The sequence below is a fragment of the Jeotgalibacillus marinus genome (assembly GCF_040801915.1).
In the GTDB taxonomy this organism is placed as follows: domain Bacteria; phylum Bacillota; class Bacilli; order Bacillales; family Jeotgalibacillaceae; genus Jeotgalibacillus; species Jeotgalibacillus marinus.
Map to the genome: position 1 here is coordinate 377,570 of NZ_JBFMIA010000001.1, position 19,001 is coordinate 396,570.

Genomic DNA, 19,001 nt, shown 5'->3' on the forward strand with positions numbered 1-19,001 from the left:
AAAACTGACCGCAGCATATGTGCGGTCAGTTTCAAATAATATTAGTTTTTACTTCCTATAAAGCCTAATAGCTTTTGGAAAAAGGTTTTCTTTTCTTCTGTTAAAGACACAAGAGGAATCGATTCCCCAAGGATTCGTTTGGCAATATTCCGGTAAGCAATTGATGCTTTATTGTCCGGATTCATCGCAATCGGCTCTCCTTTGTTCGACGCCGTAATCACTTGATCATCATCAATAACGATCCCTAGTAAATCAATCGATAAATGCGACGTGATCTCGTCAATATCAAGCATATCCCCAGAGATCATCAAAGAGTTGCGAATACGATTGATAACAAGCATAGGCGGTTCAATATCTTCTTGCTCGATAAGACCAACAATACGGTCTGCATCACGTACAGCAGAACGTTCTGGAGTCGTCACGACAATGGCTTTGTTTGCACCTGCAATAGCGTTTTTGTATCCTTGTTCAATGCCAGCAGGACAATCAATCAAGATAAAATCATAATCTTGCTTTAATTGCTCAACAAGCTCTTTCATCTGTTTTGGATTCACAGCTGATTTATCACTCGTTTGTGCAGCTGGAAGCAAATACAGCAAATCATCAAAACGCTTGTCCTTCACAAGAGCCTGATGAACTTTGCAGCGCCCTTCAACAACATCAACCAAATCATAGATAATACGGTTTTCTAAACCTAGTACAACATCAAGGTTTCGCAAACCAATATCTGTATCGATCAAACAAACTTTTTTTCCTTGCATCGCAAGTGCTGTCCCAAGATTGGCAGTTGTAGTTGTTTTTCCTACACCGCCTTTTCCAGAGGTAATAACAATGGCATCTCCCACTTCACCTTCCCCCTTCATACTTAGTAATATTCGGTCTTATGTGACGAAGCACTTGGAGTCGATCGACCACGATTTGTTCAGACTCGTCTATGTATGCACATTCCATTTCGTGTGTCTCTTGCTCGTTCTTATCCATATCGGGCGCACGGTTCAAATGTTGCGCAATACGCAATTGGGATGGAATCATTTGAGAGGCTACAATAACCGCTTCATTATTTCCATAACAACCTGCATGTGCAATACCTTGAAGCTTTCCGATCACATAGATGTTTCCTCCTGCCATAATCGTGCCACCCGGATTAACATCACCAATTAAAAGAAAGTCACCATCTACTTCTATGACTTGTCCAGAACGAACAATCCCAGCCATGGATGACATTTCATGTTGACGAATCAAAATATCCGCCGCATCTACTGTTATCACATTACTAAGAATTTCTTCTACCACGAGACTTTTTTGACTACGAACAATCTCTTTCAACTCATGGCGTTGTTCATTCGTCAGGTAGCGATTCCCCACTTCAATTTGAGCGGAAATCAAGTGATCATCATCAAGTGCTTTATATTGAACAGCCAGCTTTTCAATCAATTCTTCTTTTAACACATCATAACTGCATTGATCGTTTAATTTTAAAATAAAACCATCTTTCGTCCCTTTAATCATTACATTCTGGCGATTACCCATTCTGTTTTCACCTCGATACTCTTGCATTCACTTTCTTCTAATCTTCCAAATGTGTTTGTCGTAAGTTCGTCATCCACATTTTAAATGGATAAGCGAGCAGTAAAATAAATAAGGAATTAAAAATCAATGTTGCATAAAGTCGTTGTGTCAAAAAGGTCGAAAAATCAACAACTGTAACACCAATCAAATGATTGAATTGGTATACAATCCATTCTAAAACAGCGATGAGGATAATGCCGAGAAATCCTACTACAATAACATGATGATGGATTAACTTTAATATCGCAAGAGCAATGTACACAAGTAGCGGGAATAAAACCGTATAGATACCTATAACGCCTGTGAAAAACAAATCATATGAAAAGCCGAAGACAAACCCATATATATAGGCCACTCTTGACTGGTAATACACACTTAAAAATAAGATAAACAAAAATAAAAAGCGAGGAACTAAAAAGCGATTATCACCAAACACTTCAATTGGAGAAAACATAGCAAAAATACCTTCGCTATAAAAAATAAGAATACCAAAGATCGGAAGAATTAGACGCTTCATTCGTCTTCCTCCTCTCCTTCATCTTCCTCTGCTTCTCGTGTTTCTGCATCTTTATCAATATCTTTTTGGCCCGCAGCTATTCTTTCGACCACCATTACATGTTCCATACCATACAAGCTTGAGGCTGGTTCCACATACGCAGTTTGAGTAAGACCGTACTCATCCGGAGAAACTTCTGTTACCACTCCAATCAGTATGCCCTTAGGAAAAACTCCACCCATTCCAGAGGTGATAACCTTAGAGCCCACCTCAACTTGCTCGCCACTATCTATCTTCTTAACCATTAGTTCTTTGCGTTCAGGGTCATATCCTTCTACGGTTCCAGTTACATCATCTGCTTCATCTGTTTCATCTGCTTGAATTAACGCCGATACGCGGTTGTTTGGGTTGCTCGAACTGAGCAGTTCAACGGTTGATGTGAACTGGCTAACATCTTTAACCCGTCCGATCATCCCACTCGCCGTTTGAACAGCCATATTAGGTTCAATGCCATTCACTTGTCCTTTATTGATAGTAATCAATTCTTGCCACTGATCTGGATTTCCATTAATTACAGTAGCATTCACAACGTGAAACTCTCGAAGATCTTCTTCAATGTCAAGGATTGCACGTAGTTCTTCATTATCTCGAGTTAAATTATTGACGTCCGCTTCTATTTGAGCTAATTCGTCTAAACGAGATTTTAGTTTTTGATTTTCTGTATACGCATTCGTTAAATCTTGTACATTTCCGATTAAACCTTGAGCATAGCCTGCTGGTTTAGCTACAATATTTTGTCCAAAACCGATCATATCTTTTGCGAACTGTTCAGGCCAAGATATATTTTCTCGCTCACGTAATGAAAATCCAATCAACGCCACCAGCAGGATGATGCCGAGAAGTAGCACAATGAGTCGCTTATTCATAAAAAATGGGGGCATGGTTTAAAACACCTCAATCGTTTTACCGCGGTTATTTTTGCTTTTTAAAATAATCAATATTATCTAATGCCTTACCAGTACCGATTGCCACACAGTCAAGTGGTTCTTCTGCAATATAAACAGGCATCGCTGTTTCATTTGTAATCATTTGATCTAGTCTACGTAATAATGCTCCTCCGCCAGTCAATACAATTCCTCGGTCCATTATGTCTGCCGATAATTCTGGTGGCGTCATTTCTAGCGTATTTTTAACCGATTCTATGATTGATGAAATCGTATCCGAGAGTGCATGAGTAATTTCAGTTTCAGAAATTTCAATTGTTTTTGGAAGTCCTGTTAACAGATCACGCCCTCTGATTTCGAGTGTTTCCGGTTGATCAGAAACAATGGCTGAACCAATTTCAATTTTAATCATCTCAGCAGTCCGCTCACCGATCATTAAGTTATATTGCTTGCGAATATAAGAAATAATTGCATCGTCCATTTCATTACCTGCAACTCGAATCGATTCACTAGTTACAATTCCACCTAGTGAAATCACAGCAACCTCAGTTGTACCACCGCCAATGTCAACGACCATACTACCAGTTGGTTCCCATACAGGTAAACCCGCTCCAATCGCAGCTGCAAACGGCTCTTCAACTGGAAAAGCATCTCTAGCGCCTGCTTGACGTGAAGCATCAATGACGGCTCTTCGTTCAACAGATGTAATTCCTGATGGAACACAAACCATTACATATGGTTTTCTTGAAAATGAACCCGTGCTTTTGAGCGTTTGGTTCATATAATGTTTAATCATCGTTGATGTCGTTTCAAAATCAGCAATCACACCATCTTTCATTGGGCGTAATGCAACGATATTCCCTGGAGTACGTCCAATCATATTTCGTGCTTCATTTCCTACTGCAACAATTTCTCTAGAATCCTGGCGCAACGCAACTACTGAAGGCTCTCTTACGATAATTCCTTTACCTTTTATGTAAACGAGCGTGTTAGCCGTTCCTAAGTCAATACCAATATCTTTCGATCCAAACATGGTGTATCTCCCTTTCTAATTCCACTACTAGGTACAATTCTTTCGTGACCATTACATCACGAGCAAAAACCATAGCTTTTATTATATCTTACCTAAGATTAAAATAACAGAGTTACATGTAACCTTTTTCCTTTAAACTTACATACTTTTTATCACCAATGATGATGTGATCAAGGACGTCGATCCCAATCATCTTGCCGCATTCTACAAGCCTTCTTGTCACATTAATATCCTCTTTTGAAGGCGCTGGGTCTCCACTTGGATGATTGTGTGCACACACTATGGATGCAGCGGATCTTCTGAAGGCTTCTTTAAATACTTCACGAGGATGCACGATTGAGGCATTTAAACTCCCTATAAATATGGTTTGCTGGTGAATCACTTGGTTCTTGGTGTTGAGGTAAAGAGCCACGAAATGTTCTTGGGTTAGAAAACGCATATCATTCATTAAATAATTCGCACCATCCTCTGGGGAGCGTATGACATAGCGATCTTCAAATGTTAAATTCGAGATGCGACGACCAATCTCAATGGCTGACATCACTTGAACAGCTTTTGCTTCTCCTATTCCTTTTATGCTCATAATTTCTTCAAGAGATGCCTCTTTTAATAGACGTAAACCATCGAACTGATGTAACAAGCGATTTGATAATTTTATGACAGATTCTTCTTTTGTACCCGTTCGCAGTATTATGGCGATTAGCTCTTGGTTGGATAAACTTTGAGGGCCTTGGATCATTAGTCGCTCGCGTGGACGATCTTCTTGTGCGTAATCGCGGATCATTAAATTAGTTTGTGGTTTTGTTTCCACGGGGTTCCTCCTTTAAAAAGGGAAAGAAGGAATGAGGAAAAAGGAGATCACTGTTTTAGAAATGCATTCATTTCTCTATGCAATCTAGCAATTGGCAAGCCCATCACCGCATAATAGTCACCATCGATTTTTTTCACAAACAACGCACCACCGCTTTGTATGCCGTAGCCACCCGCTTTGTCAAAAGGATCATTTGATGCAATATACGTTTGAATGTCTTTTTCAGACAATGACCAAAATGTCACAGCAACACGCTCAACAAAAAGGGTCGAACGACTTTCTTTAATGAGTGATACAGCTGTATAAACCGAATGCGTTCTACCAGAAAGCTTGTGCAACATGAAAGCCGCTTCTTCCTCGTTCCTCGGTTTCCCTAAAATTTCGTCACATACAACAATTGTGTCACAGCCAATGACTAAAGAATGAGGAAAACTAGACGCCACATTTTCTGCTTTTCTTTTAGCAAGTTCAGTTACGACCTTTACAGGATCTTCATTTGGTAAAAAAGTTTCTTCCAATGTACTGGGATAAATCGAAAAAGGGAGATTTAAAAAGGAGAGTAACTCTTTTCTTCTTGGGGAAGCCGAAGCTAATATGATTTCTGTCATGAACCTTGTCCTCTCTTGCAATGGATTTAGATGGGAGATACACCCATTATAGCATATCCCCTTATCAAACCATCATCCATTAATTAATTTTGCGAAAGCTCCCATATCCCTTCGACTACTAGTAGAAAGGCTGTATCCCTCTCAACTCCGGGTTGAACGCCAGCCTTTTGAAGCGTTTCAAGAGATGTAAAGGTCGAATTTAGCTTTTCATTATGTGGTGGATTCGTGATCAATTCTTCTGGAACTGCGAGTGGCTCTGACGTTTCCCACTGCGCTAAAACAAAATCATTCACCTCTTTTATCCATGTTGCATCCTTTTCTGCTAATTCCATGTCAACGGGTGGTCTTGTGACTTGTTTAACGTAAAGTGGTGTTTCTTCCGTACTATTTTGAGTAGCAATTGCTTTTGCAGCTGCTTCGTTTGATGTAACTCCAACCCATATTGCAAACATTCCCTCATGAAGTGTTTGAATGGTTGGCATTTTTGCAGCCAAATCTCGATAAGACATCTCAGCAGATGCTACTTCTTTAAATACACCAGCTTGTACAACCCACATAGAAAGAGCAGGAATTTTTGTTGCTGCGACCGTGTTACCAACTTCTTGCCCACCAGGCTCAGATTGTCCAACAAGAGCTGACTGTTCGGGTACTTCGGTGTCAAACACACTCATCACTACTCTTGCAAAAATGATTGAAATCAATACGGCCAACAAGATTGGCTTCATCTTTTTGAATACACCAGGCCCCTTCATCATCCCCCTTTTAACAGATGATAAAGTGGCTTTTTTAGATTTAGGAAAATGGATCACTGCCTTGTTTTTTGGTTCATCTTTCTTGGACGATGATAGGTCTTTTTTCGGTTGATTGGTCGGACTTTGTTCCACCTGTGATCCTCCTTCACCACTGTTTGTCCAACAGCCTATCATGTTTAAAAAGAAAAAGAACAAGACTTCTGTCGTCTTGCTCTTAAAAGCGTGTGACATTTTTCGATTAGTAAAGAAACCAGTTCATGTAAAGAGCGATCAATTGATTTCCCCAAAAATAAGCAATCAAGGATGCAGTTGCAATATAAGGACCAAAAGGAATCACTTGTTTTCGGCTCCATAAACCAAGCAGTATTCCTATAATTCCAATGAAGGTAGCAAGAAATGTGGCGAAGAAAAAAGACAAGAGTGTGAGTTTTACGCCAAGCACTAAGCCGATCACTGCATATAATTTAATGTCACCACCACCCATACCACCTTTAGACACAATCGCGATAAAAAATAATAAGAAAAATCCTATTGCCCCACCAGCTAACGCATCCCACCATGGTGTTAGAGGCTCAACGAAACGCAATATGAGAATCATTCCCCCAAAAACCAGCAAAATTTTGTCTGGAATAAGCATATAGGCAAAATCAGAGACGACAATGATGACAAGCATAGAAATAAAAATGAGCAAGGTGGCAAGTTCTACACCAAACCCGAGTGTATAATACGCTGCTCCAAACAGTAGACCTGTAATCAATTCCATTGTTGGATAAATCGGTGAGATCCGTGACCTGCATTTTCGACACCTACCCATAAGTGCTACATAAGAAAATACCGGTATAAGTTCAAACCACATTAATTCATAATGACATGTCGCACAATGAGAACTAGGTGAAACAATTGATTCTTTTTTTGGTACACGCAACCCAACAACATTAAAAAAGGAACCCATAACCAATCCAATAATAATAAAAAAAATGGTATAAAAGGCTGCCATTGCTCCATTCCTTTACTGTACATTATGGTTAAATCGTTGCCACTTCTTTCTCAATCAACTGACTAAATGCCAAACCATTTACTCTTGATATACGAACAAGCTTTTAACATTGTAGAGTTGTCTACTTTATGATAGCGAGGCTACGGTGATGGCTAGAGATCAATCCATGTGGAATCCACTCACGAAGTCATTTCAAATGGATCAATCGAGTATGAGTTAAAAAGAATAATCCTACTCATCCATAATACCTGTTTAAATTCGTAGTCACCTCACTACACTAGAACAACTCCATTCCCCATAAAACAGTCACAATATACGAACTACTTTATCAACATTCCCCCTTAAAGTCACCTTTTGTTTTCACTATTTAGAATTTTTTTCATTTCAAAGGAAATAGACGATAAAAAATAGAGTGAACCCGTTAGCACAAATACATCTCCACTTTCCTCATTCACCACCTGGTGGATCCAATGCAAAGGTGTCATCAGTTGCTTGTTTGGATGCCCACTCATGGCCACTAACTCCTCACCTGTAGCGGCTCTAGGTAAATCAAACGTCGTAAACGCGATGGAATAGGCAGCCTGATCAAGCATGTTAATCATCTGGACTAAATCTTTATCCCCAACAGCTGCAAATAAAAAGTGTAGCTTTCTATCTGGGAACTTCCTAGTGAGTGTTTTTAATAAAGCTTCAATGCCTTCCTTGTTATGTGCACCGTCCATGATAACAGTAGGCGAATTACTGATTTTTTCTGTTCGTCCCGGCCAATATGCGTTGGCTATGCCTTCATGAATTGATTTTTCTGAAACGCTAATCGCTAATTTTCCTTTTAAATGTAACGCAGTAAATATCGCTAACGATGCATTTTCAACTTGATGCTCACCTGTCATCATCATGTTGAAAGTATAGTAATAGTTACGATCGTTATAGTGAAAACGTTCACCAGTGGAATTTATCTCTGAAATCTTTGTTGAAAAGTCATTTCCAAACGAATAAATAGGTGCTTGTTTCGTCTTCGATGTTTTTTCAATCATAGATTTTGCTGAGGTCTGTTTTACATTTAGTACAACAGGCACACCTTCTTTAATGATTCCTGCTTTTTCAAATGCAATCTTTTCATACGTTGATCCCAATATCGCTACGTGATCAAGTCCAATGGATGTGATGATCGAGCAAAGAGGTTTCACAATATTAGTTGAATCGAATCGTCCACCTAATCCGACTTCAATAAGCGTCACATCAACTGGATGAATTTCTCCAAAATAAAGAAACATCATCGCTGTAATCACTTCAAATTCCGTTGGGCCGCCCATGTCAGTTTCTTCAAGTTGATTTGCAAGCGGTTCAATTTTCTGAGTAAGTTTTAACCAGTCATCGTCTGAAATAGGAACGCCATTTACAGAAATTCGTTCATTAAACGTTTCAAAATAAGGTGATGTGAACGTACCAACTGTAGCATTTGAAGCCTGATAAATAGATCGTAAATAAGTCACTGTAGACCCTTTCCCGTTCGTTCCACCAATATGAATAGCATTAATATTTCGTTCAGGATGACCAAGTTGCTCCATTATCCATTCCATTCTAGTAAGTCCCGGCTTAATCCCTAATCGTAAACGTCCATGAATCCAATCAATTGCTTCCTTATATGTATGAATCACTCATTAAACTTCCTTTCTTTAAAAAGAATTTCATAAAAAAGAAAGCGAACAGAATGTCATCCGTTCGCTTTTATTCTATCCAACTACAACGGCTAGCTCCTCTCAAACCGTTCACTACTAAAGGCAAAGAACGCCTTTTAGGCAGTGCTCGTCTTGTGCTTACTTTGGCTGAACAAGCCGCTTCCGCTTTTATCTATATCTTTTTAAGTTCTTCAATACGCTGTTTAACGGCTTCTTGCTTCTCTAAATAATCTTGTTGCTTTGCTTTTTCTTCATCTACAATTGCTTGTGGTGCTTTGCTGATAAAGCGTTCGTTTCCGAGCTTGTTTTCAGCGCGCTCGACTTCTTTCGTCCATTTCACCAGTTCTTTTTCTAAACGAGCAATTTCCTCGTCAAGGTTTAAAAGACCTTCTAAGGGTAAAAACAGCTCAGCTCCTGTTACAACAGCTGTCATCGATTTTTCAGGCGCTTGAATGGATGTACCGAGCTGCAGTGTTTCAGGGTGACAGAAGCGCTCAAGATACGCTTCATTTTTTTCTAAACGCTCGAGTACTTTATCACCTTTTGCTCTAATCATCAGCTTGATTGGTTTACTCATTGGCGTATTTACTTCAGCACGGACATTTCGTACGGCACGAATGATTTCGATTAGAAGCTTCATTTCTTCTTCCGCTTCACGGTCTGTCCACTCTTCTTGAACCGTTGGCCATGCAACTTCTGTGATCGATGCTCCTTCATGAGGTAGGTTCTGCCAGATTTCTTCTGTGATAAACGGCATAAATGGGTGAAGTAAACGCATCGTTTGATCGAGCACATAAGCTAGGATCGAACGAGTTGTCTTTTTCGCTTCTTCGTCTTCACCGTTTAACGGAAGTTTCGACATTTCGATGTACCAGTTACAGAAATCATCCCAAATAAAGTTATACAGTGTACGTCCAACTTCACCAAATTCATAGCGGTCTGCTAGGCTTGTCACGTTTTCAATCGTGTCGTTTAGTCGAGTTAAAATCCACTTATCCGCAACAGACTTCTTGCCTGTTAAATCGATTTCCTCATAACGCAAACCATCCATATTCATTAAGGCAAAACGAGATGCGTTCCAAATTTTATTAGCAAAGTTCCAAACAGATTCTACTTTTTCCATCGAGAAACGTAGATCTTGACCAGGTGATGAACCAGTTGATAGAAAATAACGCAGTGAGTCCGCACCATATTGTTCAATTACATCCATTGGATCAACACCGTTTCCAAGTGACTTCGACATTTTACGTCCTTCCGCATCACGTACAAGACCGTGTATTAACACATCATCAAATGGACGTCCCCCTGTGAATTCGATGCCTTGGAAGATCATTCGTGATACCCAGAATGCGATAATGTCATAACCTGTTACAAGCGCTGCAGTAGGGTAATAGCGTTTAAAGTCTGCTGACTCTTCGTTTGGCCAACCCATTGTTGAAAATGGCCATAAAGCAGATGAAAACCATGTGTCAAGAACGTCATTATCTTGATTCCAATTTTCAAGATCTTTAGGAGCATCTTCCCCTACATAAATTTCACCGGTTTCTTTATGATACCAAGCAGGGATTCGATGCCCCCACCATAATTGACGAGAAATACACCAGTCCCGAATGTTTTCCATCCAGCGAACATAGGTATTTTCAAAGCGATTTGGAACAAAATTGATTTTGTCATCACCTTGCTGAAGTTGGATTGCTTGGTCCGCTAGTGGGCCCATTTTAACGAACCATTGCGTTGATAAATAAGGCTCAACAACTGCACCGCTTCGCTCCGAATGACCTACCGAATGGAGATGTTCTTCAATCTTGAAAAGAACATTTTCTTCTTGAAGATCTTTCACGATTTGTTTACGACAATCAAAACGATCCATGCCTTCGTATTTCCCTGCTTTGTCGTTCATTGAGCCATCTTCGTTCATTACTAGAACGCGCTGGAGATTATGTCGATTTCCAATTTCAAAGTCATTTGGGTCATGAGCTGGCGTGATTTTAACGGCACCAGAACCAAATTCCATATCAACATAATCATCCCCAACGATCGGAATTTCACGGTTTACGATTGGTAGCTTCACCATTTTACCGATTAAATGCTTGTAGCGTTCGTCTTTTGGGTGAACGGCAACTGCTGTATCGCCAAGCATTGTTTCTGGACGTGTCGTCGCGATTTCAATATGTCCACTGCCATCTACAAGAGGATATCGCATATGATAAAACGCACCTTGGACATCTTTATGGATTACTTCAATGTCAGAGAGAGCTGTTTTTGTTGAAGGGTCCCAGTTGATAATGTATTCTCCACGGTAGATGAGTTTCTTATTGTAAAGTGTGACAAACACTTCACGAACTGCTTTTGATAAACCTTCATCAAGTGTAAAACGTTCGCGTGAATAATCAAGGCCTAACCCAAGCTTTGACCATTGTGCACGAATATGATCGGCATATTCTTCTTTCCACTTCCACGTTTCCTCTACAAATTCTTCACGGCCTAAGTCATAACGTGACTTACCTTGCTCTTTAAGTTTTTGTTCTACTTTCGCCTGTGTTGCAATGCCAGCGTGGTCCATCCCAGGAAGCCATAGAACGTCGTAACCTTGCATACGCTTCATCCGCGTTAGAATATCTTGTAATGTCGTATCCCAAGCATGTCCTAGGTGAAGTCTGCCCGTTACGTTTGGTGGAGGAATAACGATCGTGTAAGGCTCTTTTTTATTATCGTTTTTCGCTTCAAAAACCTTTTCGTTAAGCCACCAGTCGTAGCGTCCTTTTTCAATTGCACTTGGATCATATTTCGTTGGCATGGTTACTTCGTTCTTTTCCACATCAATTTCCTCCTTTTACCATTTAAAAAAACCAAAAAACTCCTCTCGTCTATAAAAGGACGAAAGGAGCGCATTCGCGGTACCACCTTTTTACACAAGCAAATAGAACTTGTACACTCAATTCCAATAACGGTGTTTAACCGGCTAGTAACTAATAAGGTCAATGCCTGTTCATCCTAGCTGCTCATGGGGGACTTCTACGAGTTCGTTCTGGAGATTCTTTCAGCAAATGAACCTCTTCTCTGAAGAATGAATAGTCATGTACTCTTCCCAATCAACGCATATCATTATGTATTTCTATAGTAGCGGATGACCTGACCATCCGTCAATGCTAAATGCATTTTTAAGGTGGGGCTAATCGGATGATCCTGTCATACAATACAGGAACGATTATTTTGAAAGGAAGAGATCGATGACTAAAATAACTAAACGATTTTCTCCAAAGCCCTTGCCAGCATGGTGGAAAAGATGGCGATTACCATGCCAAGCGGTAATCATACCGATTTGTGCTTTTCAAGCAGTTAGATTATTCATATGGCCATCGACACTTGATGTTCTTCTCCTAGGAATTCTAGTTGGAGTCGCGGTCGCGTTGTATTTTGAATGGATCTAATTCTATGGAATCCAAACGAGTCTGCCACGATCAAATGGCGCACGCGATTCAAACTGGTTAGTTTTCATAAGCTGAATCATTGATACTCCATAGCGCTCAGCGATTTCTTCTGGTGTCTCATCTTGTTGTGTTATATGAACTTTGATCGTCGTCATTTCATCCTCTAACGTAGAAACAAAACTCATTAACGCCTGATCATCCGTCACATCAAAGCGTTCGGCTTCTTGATTGTCAGCTTCTGCCGTTTGTTGTTCTTCTTCAATATGCGTTTGATGATTAACGAGCGATTCTAAAGGAGGAGTCGCTCTCATTTCAACAAGTGGCTCGTCTTGTACTGATGAACCAGCAATCTCAGGTTCAATCGCATCTTCTTTTACGTATGAATCAGCAATCTTAGGTTCAATCGCATCTTCGTTTACGTATGAATCAGCATCAGCAACCTTAGGTTCAATCGCATCTTCTACGTATGAATCATTTTGATAGGAGTTCATTTCTTCAACATCCAGTTCATTTCGTCCCTCAAATGCTTCAATCCCACCACTTGGTTGATTCCATTCCTTTAACGGGTTAGGTAATAAACGAATCGGCAACTCGTGTATTTCCTCTTCAGGTTTAACATCTCTTTCAACTTCCATCTGATAATTAGAATCAGGCGTTACTTCTGCCACTTCAGGTTGTACAACGATAGTCTCTTCTGCTTTTGTCACCCCATCAACCACAATATCCGCATGGATAAATAAAACACGTTCATCCTTCAGTTCGTAATCAATATGGTCAATATAGACGTCTAATAGATGGACATTTGCAACTCGCTCTGATGCCACATTAACCGTAATCGGAAAATAATGTTCAAAATCTAACTGCTCATCACCAGAATGGTTGATCACATGAATTCGTTCATATGATTCATTAGCTTCCTCATCAAACCTCGAACCAACACTCGCAACTCCTTCACCCGCTAAATGTAGAGATCCTTCAATCAACACATGATCCGCATGTTCTGTAATAGACACACTGGGTTCAAATGATAGTGATCTGAGTTCTTTCAACCCAAACTCTCCATCCATTATAATCGTTTCTTTTAAAGTAAGTGGCATCTGGTTATTTTTCATCGTTTCCTCCCTCATTTCTCCTTTTGACAATATCCTTCACTTTCTTTATATGCAAAAGGAGGAATGATTATGACGTTCCACAGATTGATTCAATCACTTTACTAAAAATTCGAAAAAATGGTGGTTGTGCGAACGAAATCCCGATGCAAAATGAGATAAGTACTAAATTCATTAAACAATAATGGTAGTGGTAGATAATAATACCTTCACCTTTCACCTATTCGGAACCAAATGGATTATTTGCCACTACATTAAAAATACTTGCACTTATGATCGCTTCAAGTATATACAGGAGTAGAATAAATTCTATTATTGGATTTATTTAATACAACGTTCCCTAATCAAAAAAAGACTGACCTCAACACGTTGAGATCAGTCCCAGATTACTTTAAAATAGTACTTTTTAACGAAAACAGGAATTTTGTAATAAATTGATACCTATAAGACAGCTCCGCTTACCGGAGAAACCCCCTATTTCCAGGGTTATATCAACCTTTAATTGCTTTAAACGAAGCCTCAACCGCTTGCAATGTTTTGTCCACATCTTCTTTCGTATGAGCAGTTGATAAGAACCAACCTTCGAACTGAGAAGGCGGCAAAAACACACCATTATTCGCCATGTGACGATAAAACTCAGCAAAAAGTTTAAGATCTGAGGATTTTGCATGATCAAAGTTCGTTACTTTTTCATTCGTAAAGAAAAATCCAAGCATCGAGCCTGCACGATTTACTGAATGAGGGATGCCATAATTTTTCGCAAGAAATGTAAAGCCTTCCTCAAGTAAGTCACCTAGCTCAACAAAGTAGTCATACGACTCAGGCGTTAATTGAGACAACGTTTCAAAGCCGGCAGTCATGGCTAGTGGATTCCCTGATAACGTACCAGCTTGATAAATCGGTCCTGCTGGTGCGATTTGATCCATGATTTCTTTGCGACCGCCGAATGCACCTACTGGTAACCCCCCGCCAATTACTTTTCCTAGACAAGTAAGATCTGGTGTTACACCAAGATGACCTTGTGCACAATTGAAACCTACACGAAAGCCAGTCATCACTTCATCAAAGATAAGTAGGGAGCCATGATTAGTTGTTAAGCTGCGAAGCTCTTCTAAAAAGCCTTCAACAGGTGGAACAACGCCCATATTCCCTGCAATTGGTTCAACGATCACAGCTGCGATATCTTCTCCAAACTCTTTAAATACATATTGAATGGATTCAACATCATTGTATGGGACTGTGATCGTGTTTTTCGCAATACTTTCCGGTACACCAGGGCTGTCTGGCAACCCAAGCGTGGCAACACCTGATCCAGCTTTAATAAGTAAACTGTCTCCGTGTCCGTGGTAACAACCTTCAAATTTAACGATTTTATTTCGACCAGTAAAACCACGAGCTAGACGAAGAGCACTCATCGTTGCTTCTGTACCTGACGAAACCATGCGCACTTTTTCGATCGATGGAACGCGTTCAATCACAAGATTCGCTAGCTTGTTTTCAATGGTTGACGGCGCACCAAAGCTTGTCCCACTTAATGCTACTTCTTGAATCGCAGACACAACTCGGTCTTCTGCATGACCTAAAATTAGGGGGCCCCACGAAAGGACAAAATCAATGTATTCATTGCCATCAATATCATGAATTTTTGATCCTTTTCCTTTTTCCATGAAAATTGGATCCATATTAACTGATTTAAAAGCACGCACTGGGCTATTTACGCCACCTGGCATTAACTTAGTTGCTTCACTATATGCTTCTTTTGAACGTCGGTAAGAACGCATTTTATTCTCTCCTCCAATGATCTGTTAGTTGGATAACCACTTTGCCACGTCTTTTGCATGGTACGTAATAATAAGGTCAGCACCCGCTCTTTTCATGCTCGTTAGCTTCTCCATCACTATTTCTTGCTCATTTACCCAACCATTTTGCGCTGCTGCTTTGATCATGGAATATTCTCCACTCACATTGTACGCAACCACCGGTAATGGAAAACGATCTTTAACGTCGCGCATAATATCTAAATACGAGAGGGCAGGCTTAACAATTAAAAAGTCGGCACCTTCATTCACATCTGATTCGGCTTCACGTAACGCTTCCATCCGGTTTGCTGGATCCATTTGATACGTTTTACGATCGCCAAATTGAGGTGAACTGTGAGCTGCATCACGGAACGGTCCGTAAAAGCTTGATGAATATTTCACAGCATAACTCATAATCGGAATATCACCGAACCCTGCTTGATCAAGTCCGTGACGAATCGCTGCAACAAATCCATCCATCATATTTGAAGGAGCGATAATATCGGCACCTGCCTGTGCTTGGCTGACTGCCGTTTTCGCTAGCAAATCTAGCGTTGGATCGTTCAATACTTTGCCATTGTCAATGATACCGCAATGTCCATGGTCTGTATATTGACATAGACATGTGTCAGCAATAATTACTAGCTCAGGGTATTCACTTTTGATCAAACGTGTTGCCTCTTGAACAATCCCGTGATCGTGATAGGCTTGCTTACCGAGTGGATCTTTTTCGGCTGGTACACCGAATAAGATGATCGATTTAATTCCTAGTTCGACAATCTCTTTCATTTCATCCATAACAGCATCTAATGAAATATGAAAAACACCTGGCATAGAAGGTACTTCTTTATAAATTTTTTCTCCTTCTACAACGAATAATGGATAAATTAAATCTTCTTTTCGAAGCCACGTTTCTCGAACCATCGCACGAAGTGAATCAGATGTACGAAGGCGACGGTGACGGGCAAATTCAATTTCATTCATGATAAGTTCCTCCTAGTTTTGTCCCATATAAAACCCTGCAATTTCTTCAACCATCTCAGCCATTGTATGAATACTTGACTCAATATGAACAGGTAAACCATGAATACTTAACTCATCGGATGTTGTTGGACCAATACTCACGATTAACCAGTTTCCATTTCTCACTTGTTGAAAAAGAATAGGTACATCTTTAACTATCTCAACAAAGTTGTTCACTGCAGAGGGACTTGCAAATGTAATCACATCTAGCGCTTCACTTTGTAAAGCATGTAATAGCTTCTTATCACTCGTTTCAGGCTTGATCGTGTGATAAAGAATCCATTGATCACATTCGATCTTCTGCTGCTTGAATGAGTTCATCACCACATTACGCGCGAGGTTTCCTTGAGGAAAAAGAACACGTTGTCCCACCATTTTTTCAAAAGGAAATTCTTTGACGAACTCATCTGCTTTAAAGCTTTGTGGTGTAAAAGCTACTTCAAAACCTTTTTCTTCAATGTAGCTAGAGGTCTTTGTACCAATGGCTGCAATATTAATCTTACGAAGCCAGTTTAATAGGTGTTTTTTTTCTAACACGTTCATTGTATACATTGCTGCATTCTTGCTCGTAAAAATGATCCAAGAATATGCATCGAGGTTCGATAAAATTTCCAACTCTTTATTGTTTTGTATATAAGTCGTGTCTATCAAAGGAACCAAGAGTGTATTGCCTTGATTTTTCTCAACTAACTTCTTATCCAAAAGTGCTTCTTGGTAAGGACGTGTCAATAAAATGGTTCGTCCTAATAGCAAGTTGCTCATCCCTCAATGACCTTCTTGTTCAGCCTTTACCTGGTCCACAAGTGTCTTTGCCCCTTGTGAGGTTAAAACTGCAGCCGCTTCTTCACCAACTTTGATAGGATCTTGTCCAGTCACAACTTCTTTATAGACAACTTTTCCATCTGGAGAAGCAACAAGAGCTGTTAACGAAATTTCTTTCCCTGTTAACGTAGCAAAGCCAGCGATCGGAATCTGGCAGCCACCTTCCATCTTATGTAAGAATGCACGTTCAGCTAATACTGTTTTTTCCGTTTCATTATCAGTGAATTCACCCAGCAATGCTCGAAGCTCTGCATCTTCTTCTCGGCATTCAATTGAAAGTGCACCTTGACCAATTGCAGGTAAACAATCTTCTGGCTCTAAAAATTCAGACACAATATTATTTGACCACCCCATGCGTGCAAGTCCTGCAGCAGCTAAAATGATCGCATCAAAGTTTTCAGTTTTAAGTTTGTTTAAACGTGTATCGATATTTCCGCGAATCCATTGAATTTGAAGATCCGGGCGCTTCGCAAGAACTTGAGCACTCCTTCTTAAGCTACTCGTTCCAATTATCGATCCAGCTGGAAGATCCGCAAGCTTTTGTCCATTTTTAGAAATAAGAGCATCACGTACATCTTCTCGCACTGGAATGCTTCCAATCGTTAAACCTGGTGGAAGTTCAGCTGGCATATCTTTCATACTATGAACGGCCATGTCGATTTCACCGTCGATCATCGCTTGTTCAATTTCTTTCACAAACAAGCCTTTTCCGCCTACTTTTGATAACATAACATTTTGAATTTGATCACCTTTTGTGACAATCTCTTTTATTTCAAATTCTGTTGATGGATCAAGTGCTTTAAGCTGTTCAATGACCCACTTTGATTGAGTCATGGCAAGCTTACTTCTTCTTGAACCTACGATAATTTTTCTCATAACTTATTAGTTCCTCCTATATGAATCCCACATTTTCAGAAAACGTCTAGCTTCAAGAGCCAAACCAGTCGCTTCCGCTTTTATTTCATCCAGCACCAGCGGCTAGCTCCTCGAGGTCATAAGCCTCACTGGCTTGACGGTAAAGAGCTCCATCCTGTCAGTGCGCCTTATGCTTGTCGGAGCCAAACCAGCCACTTCCACTTTTGTGTTTACGAATACCAGAAATGAAATGATGACCATCGACTGCCTAGTAAAAAGTTTATTAGCAAACATAGAAACGCTGCAATATTCAGCATTGCCAATGATTTCCCGGCTAAACCCTTGCCAACTTTCAAATATAAAAACACACCATAAATCCCCAGTATAAAAAACGATCCGACAATCTTCACATCATACCAAATCATAAAAGGAAGCGTTATGATCGCCCATTGCACCCCTAAAATTAAACTTAAAAGCAGCATAGGGAAGCCAATAACATTTAAAATAAACGTTCCTTTTTCAAGCTTTGATAGATCTGTAATTCTCTGAAGTTTTTGTCCCCACTTTTTTTTCTTTAACATGCGATATTGCAAGATATAGAGGATTGAAAAAACAACAGAGAGTGAAAAGGCAGCATAGGACAATAGTGCAATCGTTATGTGAATGAGTATTAGCTCAGACATTAACCGTTCAGCAGCTGCATTTGTTGCAGCTTGAAATGGCGCGAATGTGTGAATTGTCATAAACGTAAATCCTATTACGTTGACAAAAAAAACGGTGAAGTCCACACGCATTAGACGATTGATCGCTAATGACAGTGTGACCAACACCCAAGCATAAAAATAAATCCCTTCGAAAAGAGTTAAAATAGGGAAGCGCCCTGTTCTTGTCATATATAGAAATAAAAAGATTGTTTGAAGAACCCAAACAATTGCTAAAAGCCAGAAGGCAAGTCGGTTTGCCTTCTGGTTCTTTTGTAAATAATCCATAAAATAAAGTAAAACACTTACAGAATAGAGGATAATCATCACTTCATGAAGTCGAGTCATAGAAAGTTCAAACATCTGTTATCC

The 19,001-nt window shown here is 39.9% G+C and carries 18 protein-coding genes and 1 other annotated feature; of the genes, 1 reads left to right on the forward strand and 17 read right to left on the reverse strand.

From position 1 onward, the window contains the following. Window positions 1–41 precede the first annotated feature (41 nt). The 11 genes from minD to AB1471_RS02045 all read right to left on the reverse strand — a co-directional run bounded on the left by minD (window position 42) and on the right by AB1471_RS02045 (window position 11,686). Window positions 42–845, reverse strand: coding sequence for a septum site-determining protein MinD (minD, locus tag AB1471_RS01995; RefSeq protein WP_367777870.1), 804 nt, complete (start codon window positions 843–845; stop codon window positions 42–44). A gap of 1 nt (window position 846) precedes the next feature. Beyond that, window positions 847–1,530, reverse strand: coding sequence for a septum site-determining protein MinC (minC, locus tag AB1471_RS02000; RefSeq protein ID WP_367777871.1), 684 nt, complete (start codon window positions 1,528–1,530; stop codon window positions 847–849). 37 nt (window positions 1,531–1,567) lie between these two features. Continuing rightward, window positions 1,568–2,086 (reverse strand): rod shape-determining protein MreD, encoded by a 519-nt coding sequence (gene mreD, locus AB1471_RS02005; RefSeq protein ID WP_367777872.1) that lies wholly within the window; start codon window positions 2,084–2,086, stop codon window positions 1,568–1,570. Further along, complete coding sequence (mreC, locus tag AB1471_RS02010) at window positions 2,083–3,006, reverse strand: rod shape-determining protein MreC (RefSeq protein ID WP_367777873.1); 924 nt, start codon at window positions 3,004–3,006, stop codon at window positions 2,083–2,085. The genes mreD and mreC overlap by 4 nt, the downstream gene beginning before the upstream one ends. Window positions 3,007–3,037: 31 nt before the next feature. Further along, window positions 3,038–4,042 (reverse strand): rod shape-determining protein, encoded by a 1,005-nt coding sequence (locus AB1471_RS02015; RefSeq protein ID WP_367777874.1) that lies wholly within the window; start codon window positions 4,040–4,042, stop codon window positions 3,038–3,040. Between the two features lie 112 nt (window positions 4,043–4,154). Beyond that, on the reverse strand, window positions 4,155–4,826 hold the full coding sequence (gene radC, locus AB1471_RS02020; protein ID WP_367778109.1) for a RadC family protein: 672 nt from the start codon (window positions 4,824–4,826) through the stop codon (window positions 4,155–4,157). A 74-nt stretch (window positions 4,827–4,900) separates the two neighbouring features. After that, window positions 4,901–5,461, reverse strand: coding sequence for a Maf family protein (locus AB1471_RS02025; protein WP_367777875.1), 561 nt, complete (start codon window positions 5,459–5,461; stop codon window positions 4,901–4,903). Between the two features lie 83 nt (window positions 5,462–5,544). Then, on the reverse strand, window positions 5,545–6,345 hold the full coding sequence (locus tag AB1471_RS02030; RefSeq protein ID WP_367777877.1) for a hypothetical protein: 801 nt from the start codon (window positions 6,343–6,345) through the stop codon (window positions 5,545–5,547). A 106-nt stretch (window positions 6,346–6,451) separates the two neighbouring features. Continuing rightward, window positions 6,452–7,210, reverse strand: a complete 759-nt coding sequence (locus AB1471_RS02035; RefSeq protein ID WP_367777879.1) for a prepilin peptidase — start codon at window positions 7,208–7,210, stop codon at window positions 6,452–6,454. 347 nt (window positions 7,211–7,557) lie between these two features. After that, window positions 7,558–8,868, reverse strand: coding sequence for a bifunctional folylpolyglutamate synthase/dihydrofolate synthase (locus tag AB1471_RS02040; RefSeq protein WP_367777880.1), 1,311 nt, complete (start codon window positions 8,866–8,868; stop codon window positions 7,558–7,560). A gap of 193 nt (window positions 8,869–9,061) precedes the next feature. Beyond that, on the reverse strand, window positions 9,062–11,686 hold the full coding sequence (locus AB1471_RS02045; RefSeq protein ID WP_437342322.1) for a valine--tRNA ligase: 2,625 nt from the start codon (window positions 11,684–11,686) through the stop codon (window positions 9,062–9,064). Between the two features lie 73 nt (window positions 11,687–11,759). After that, window positions 11,760–11,994, reverse strand: a binding site (T-box leader). Window positions 11,995–12,119: 125 nt separating this feature from the next. On the opposite strand from AB1471_RS02045, the gene AB1471_RS02050 reads away from it, so the two are divergent. Continuing rightward, a complete protein-coding gene (locus tag AB1471_RS02050; RefSeq protein ID WP_437342314.1) occupies window positions 12,120–12,320 on the forward strand; it encodes a YszA family small membrane protein in 201 nt (66 codons plus the stop codon). Between the two features lie 2 nt (window positions 12,321–12,322). Here the strand turns inward: AB1471_RS02050 and AB1471_RS02055 are convergent, their stop codons facing one another. The 6 genes from AB1471_RS02055 to AB1471_RS02080 form a co-directional block, all read right to left on the reverse strand. Next, window positions 12,323–13,432 carry a hypothetical protein gene (locus AB1471_RS02055; protein WP_367777883.1) on the reverse strand — a complete coding sequence of 370 codons (1,110 nt, stop codon included), beginning with the start codon at window positions 13,430–13,432 and terminating at the stop codon, window positions 12,323–12,325. Window positions 13,433–13,920: 488 nt separating this feature from the next. Next, window positions 13,921–15,210, reverse strand: a complete 1,290-nt coding sequence (gene hemL, locus AB1471_RS02060; protein WP_367777885.1) for a glutamate-1-semialdehyde 2,1-aminomutase — start codon at window positions 15,208–15,210, stop codon at window positions 13,921–13,923. A 24-nt stretch (window positions 15,211–15,234) separates the two neighbouring features. Further along, window positions 15,235–16,212, reverse strand: coding sequence for a porphobilinogen synthase (hemB, locus tag AB1471_RS02065; protein WP_367777887.1), 978 nt, complete (start codon window positions 16,210–16,212; stop codon window positions 15,235–15,237). A 12-nt stretch (window positions 16,213–16,224) separates the two neighbouring features. Continuing rightward, window positions 16,225–17,013: a uroporphyrinogen-III synthase gene (locus AB1471_RS02070; RefSeq protein WP_367777888.1), complete on the reverse strand. Its 789-nt coding sequence runs from the start codon at window positions 17,011–17,013 to the stop codon at window positions 16,225–16,227. 3 nt (window positions 17,014–17,016) lie between these two features. Beyond that, window positions 17,017–17,949 carry a hydroxymethylbilane synthase gene (hemC, locus tag AB1471_RS02075; protein ID WP_367777889.1) on the reverse strand — a complete coding sequence of 311 codons (933 nt, stop codon included), beginning with the start codon at window positions 17,947–17,949 and terminating at the stop codon, window positions 17,017–17,019. 209 nt (window positions 17,950–18,158) lie between these two features. Further along, entirely contained in the window at window positions 18,159–18,992 is an 834-nt protein-coding gene (locus AB1471_RS02080; protein WP_367777890.1) for a cytochrome C assembly family protein, read from the reverse strand. Between the last annotated feature and the right edge of the window lie 9 nt (window positions 18,993–19,001).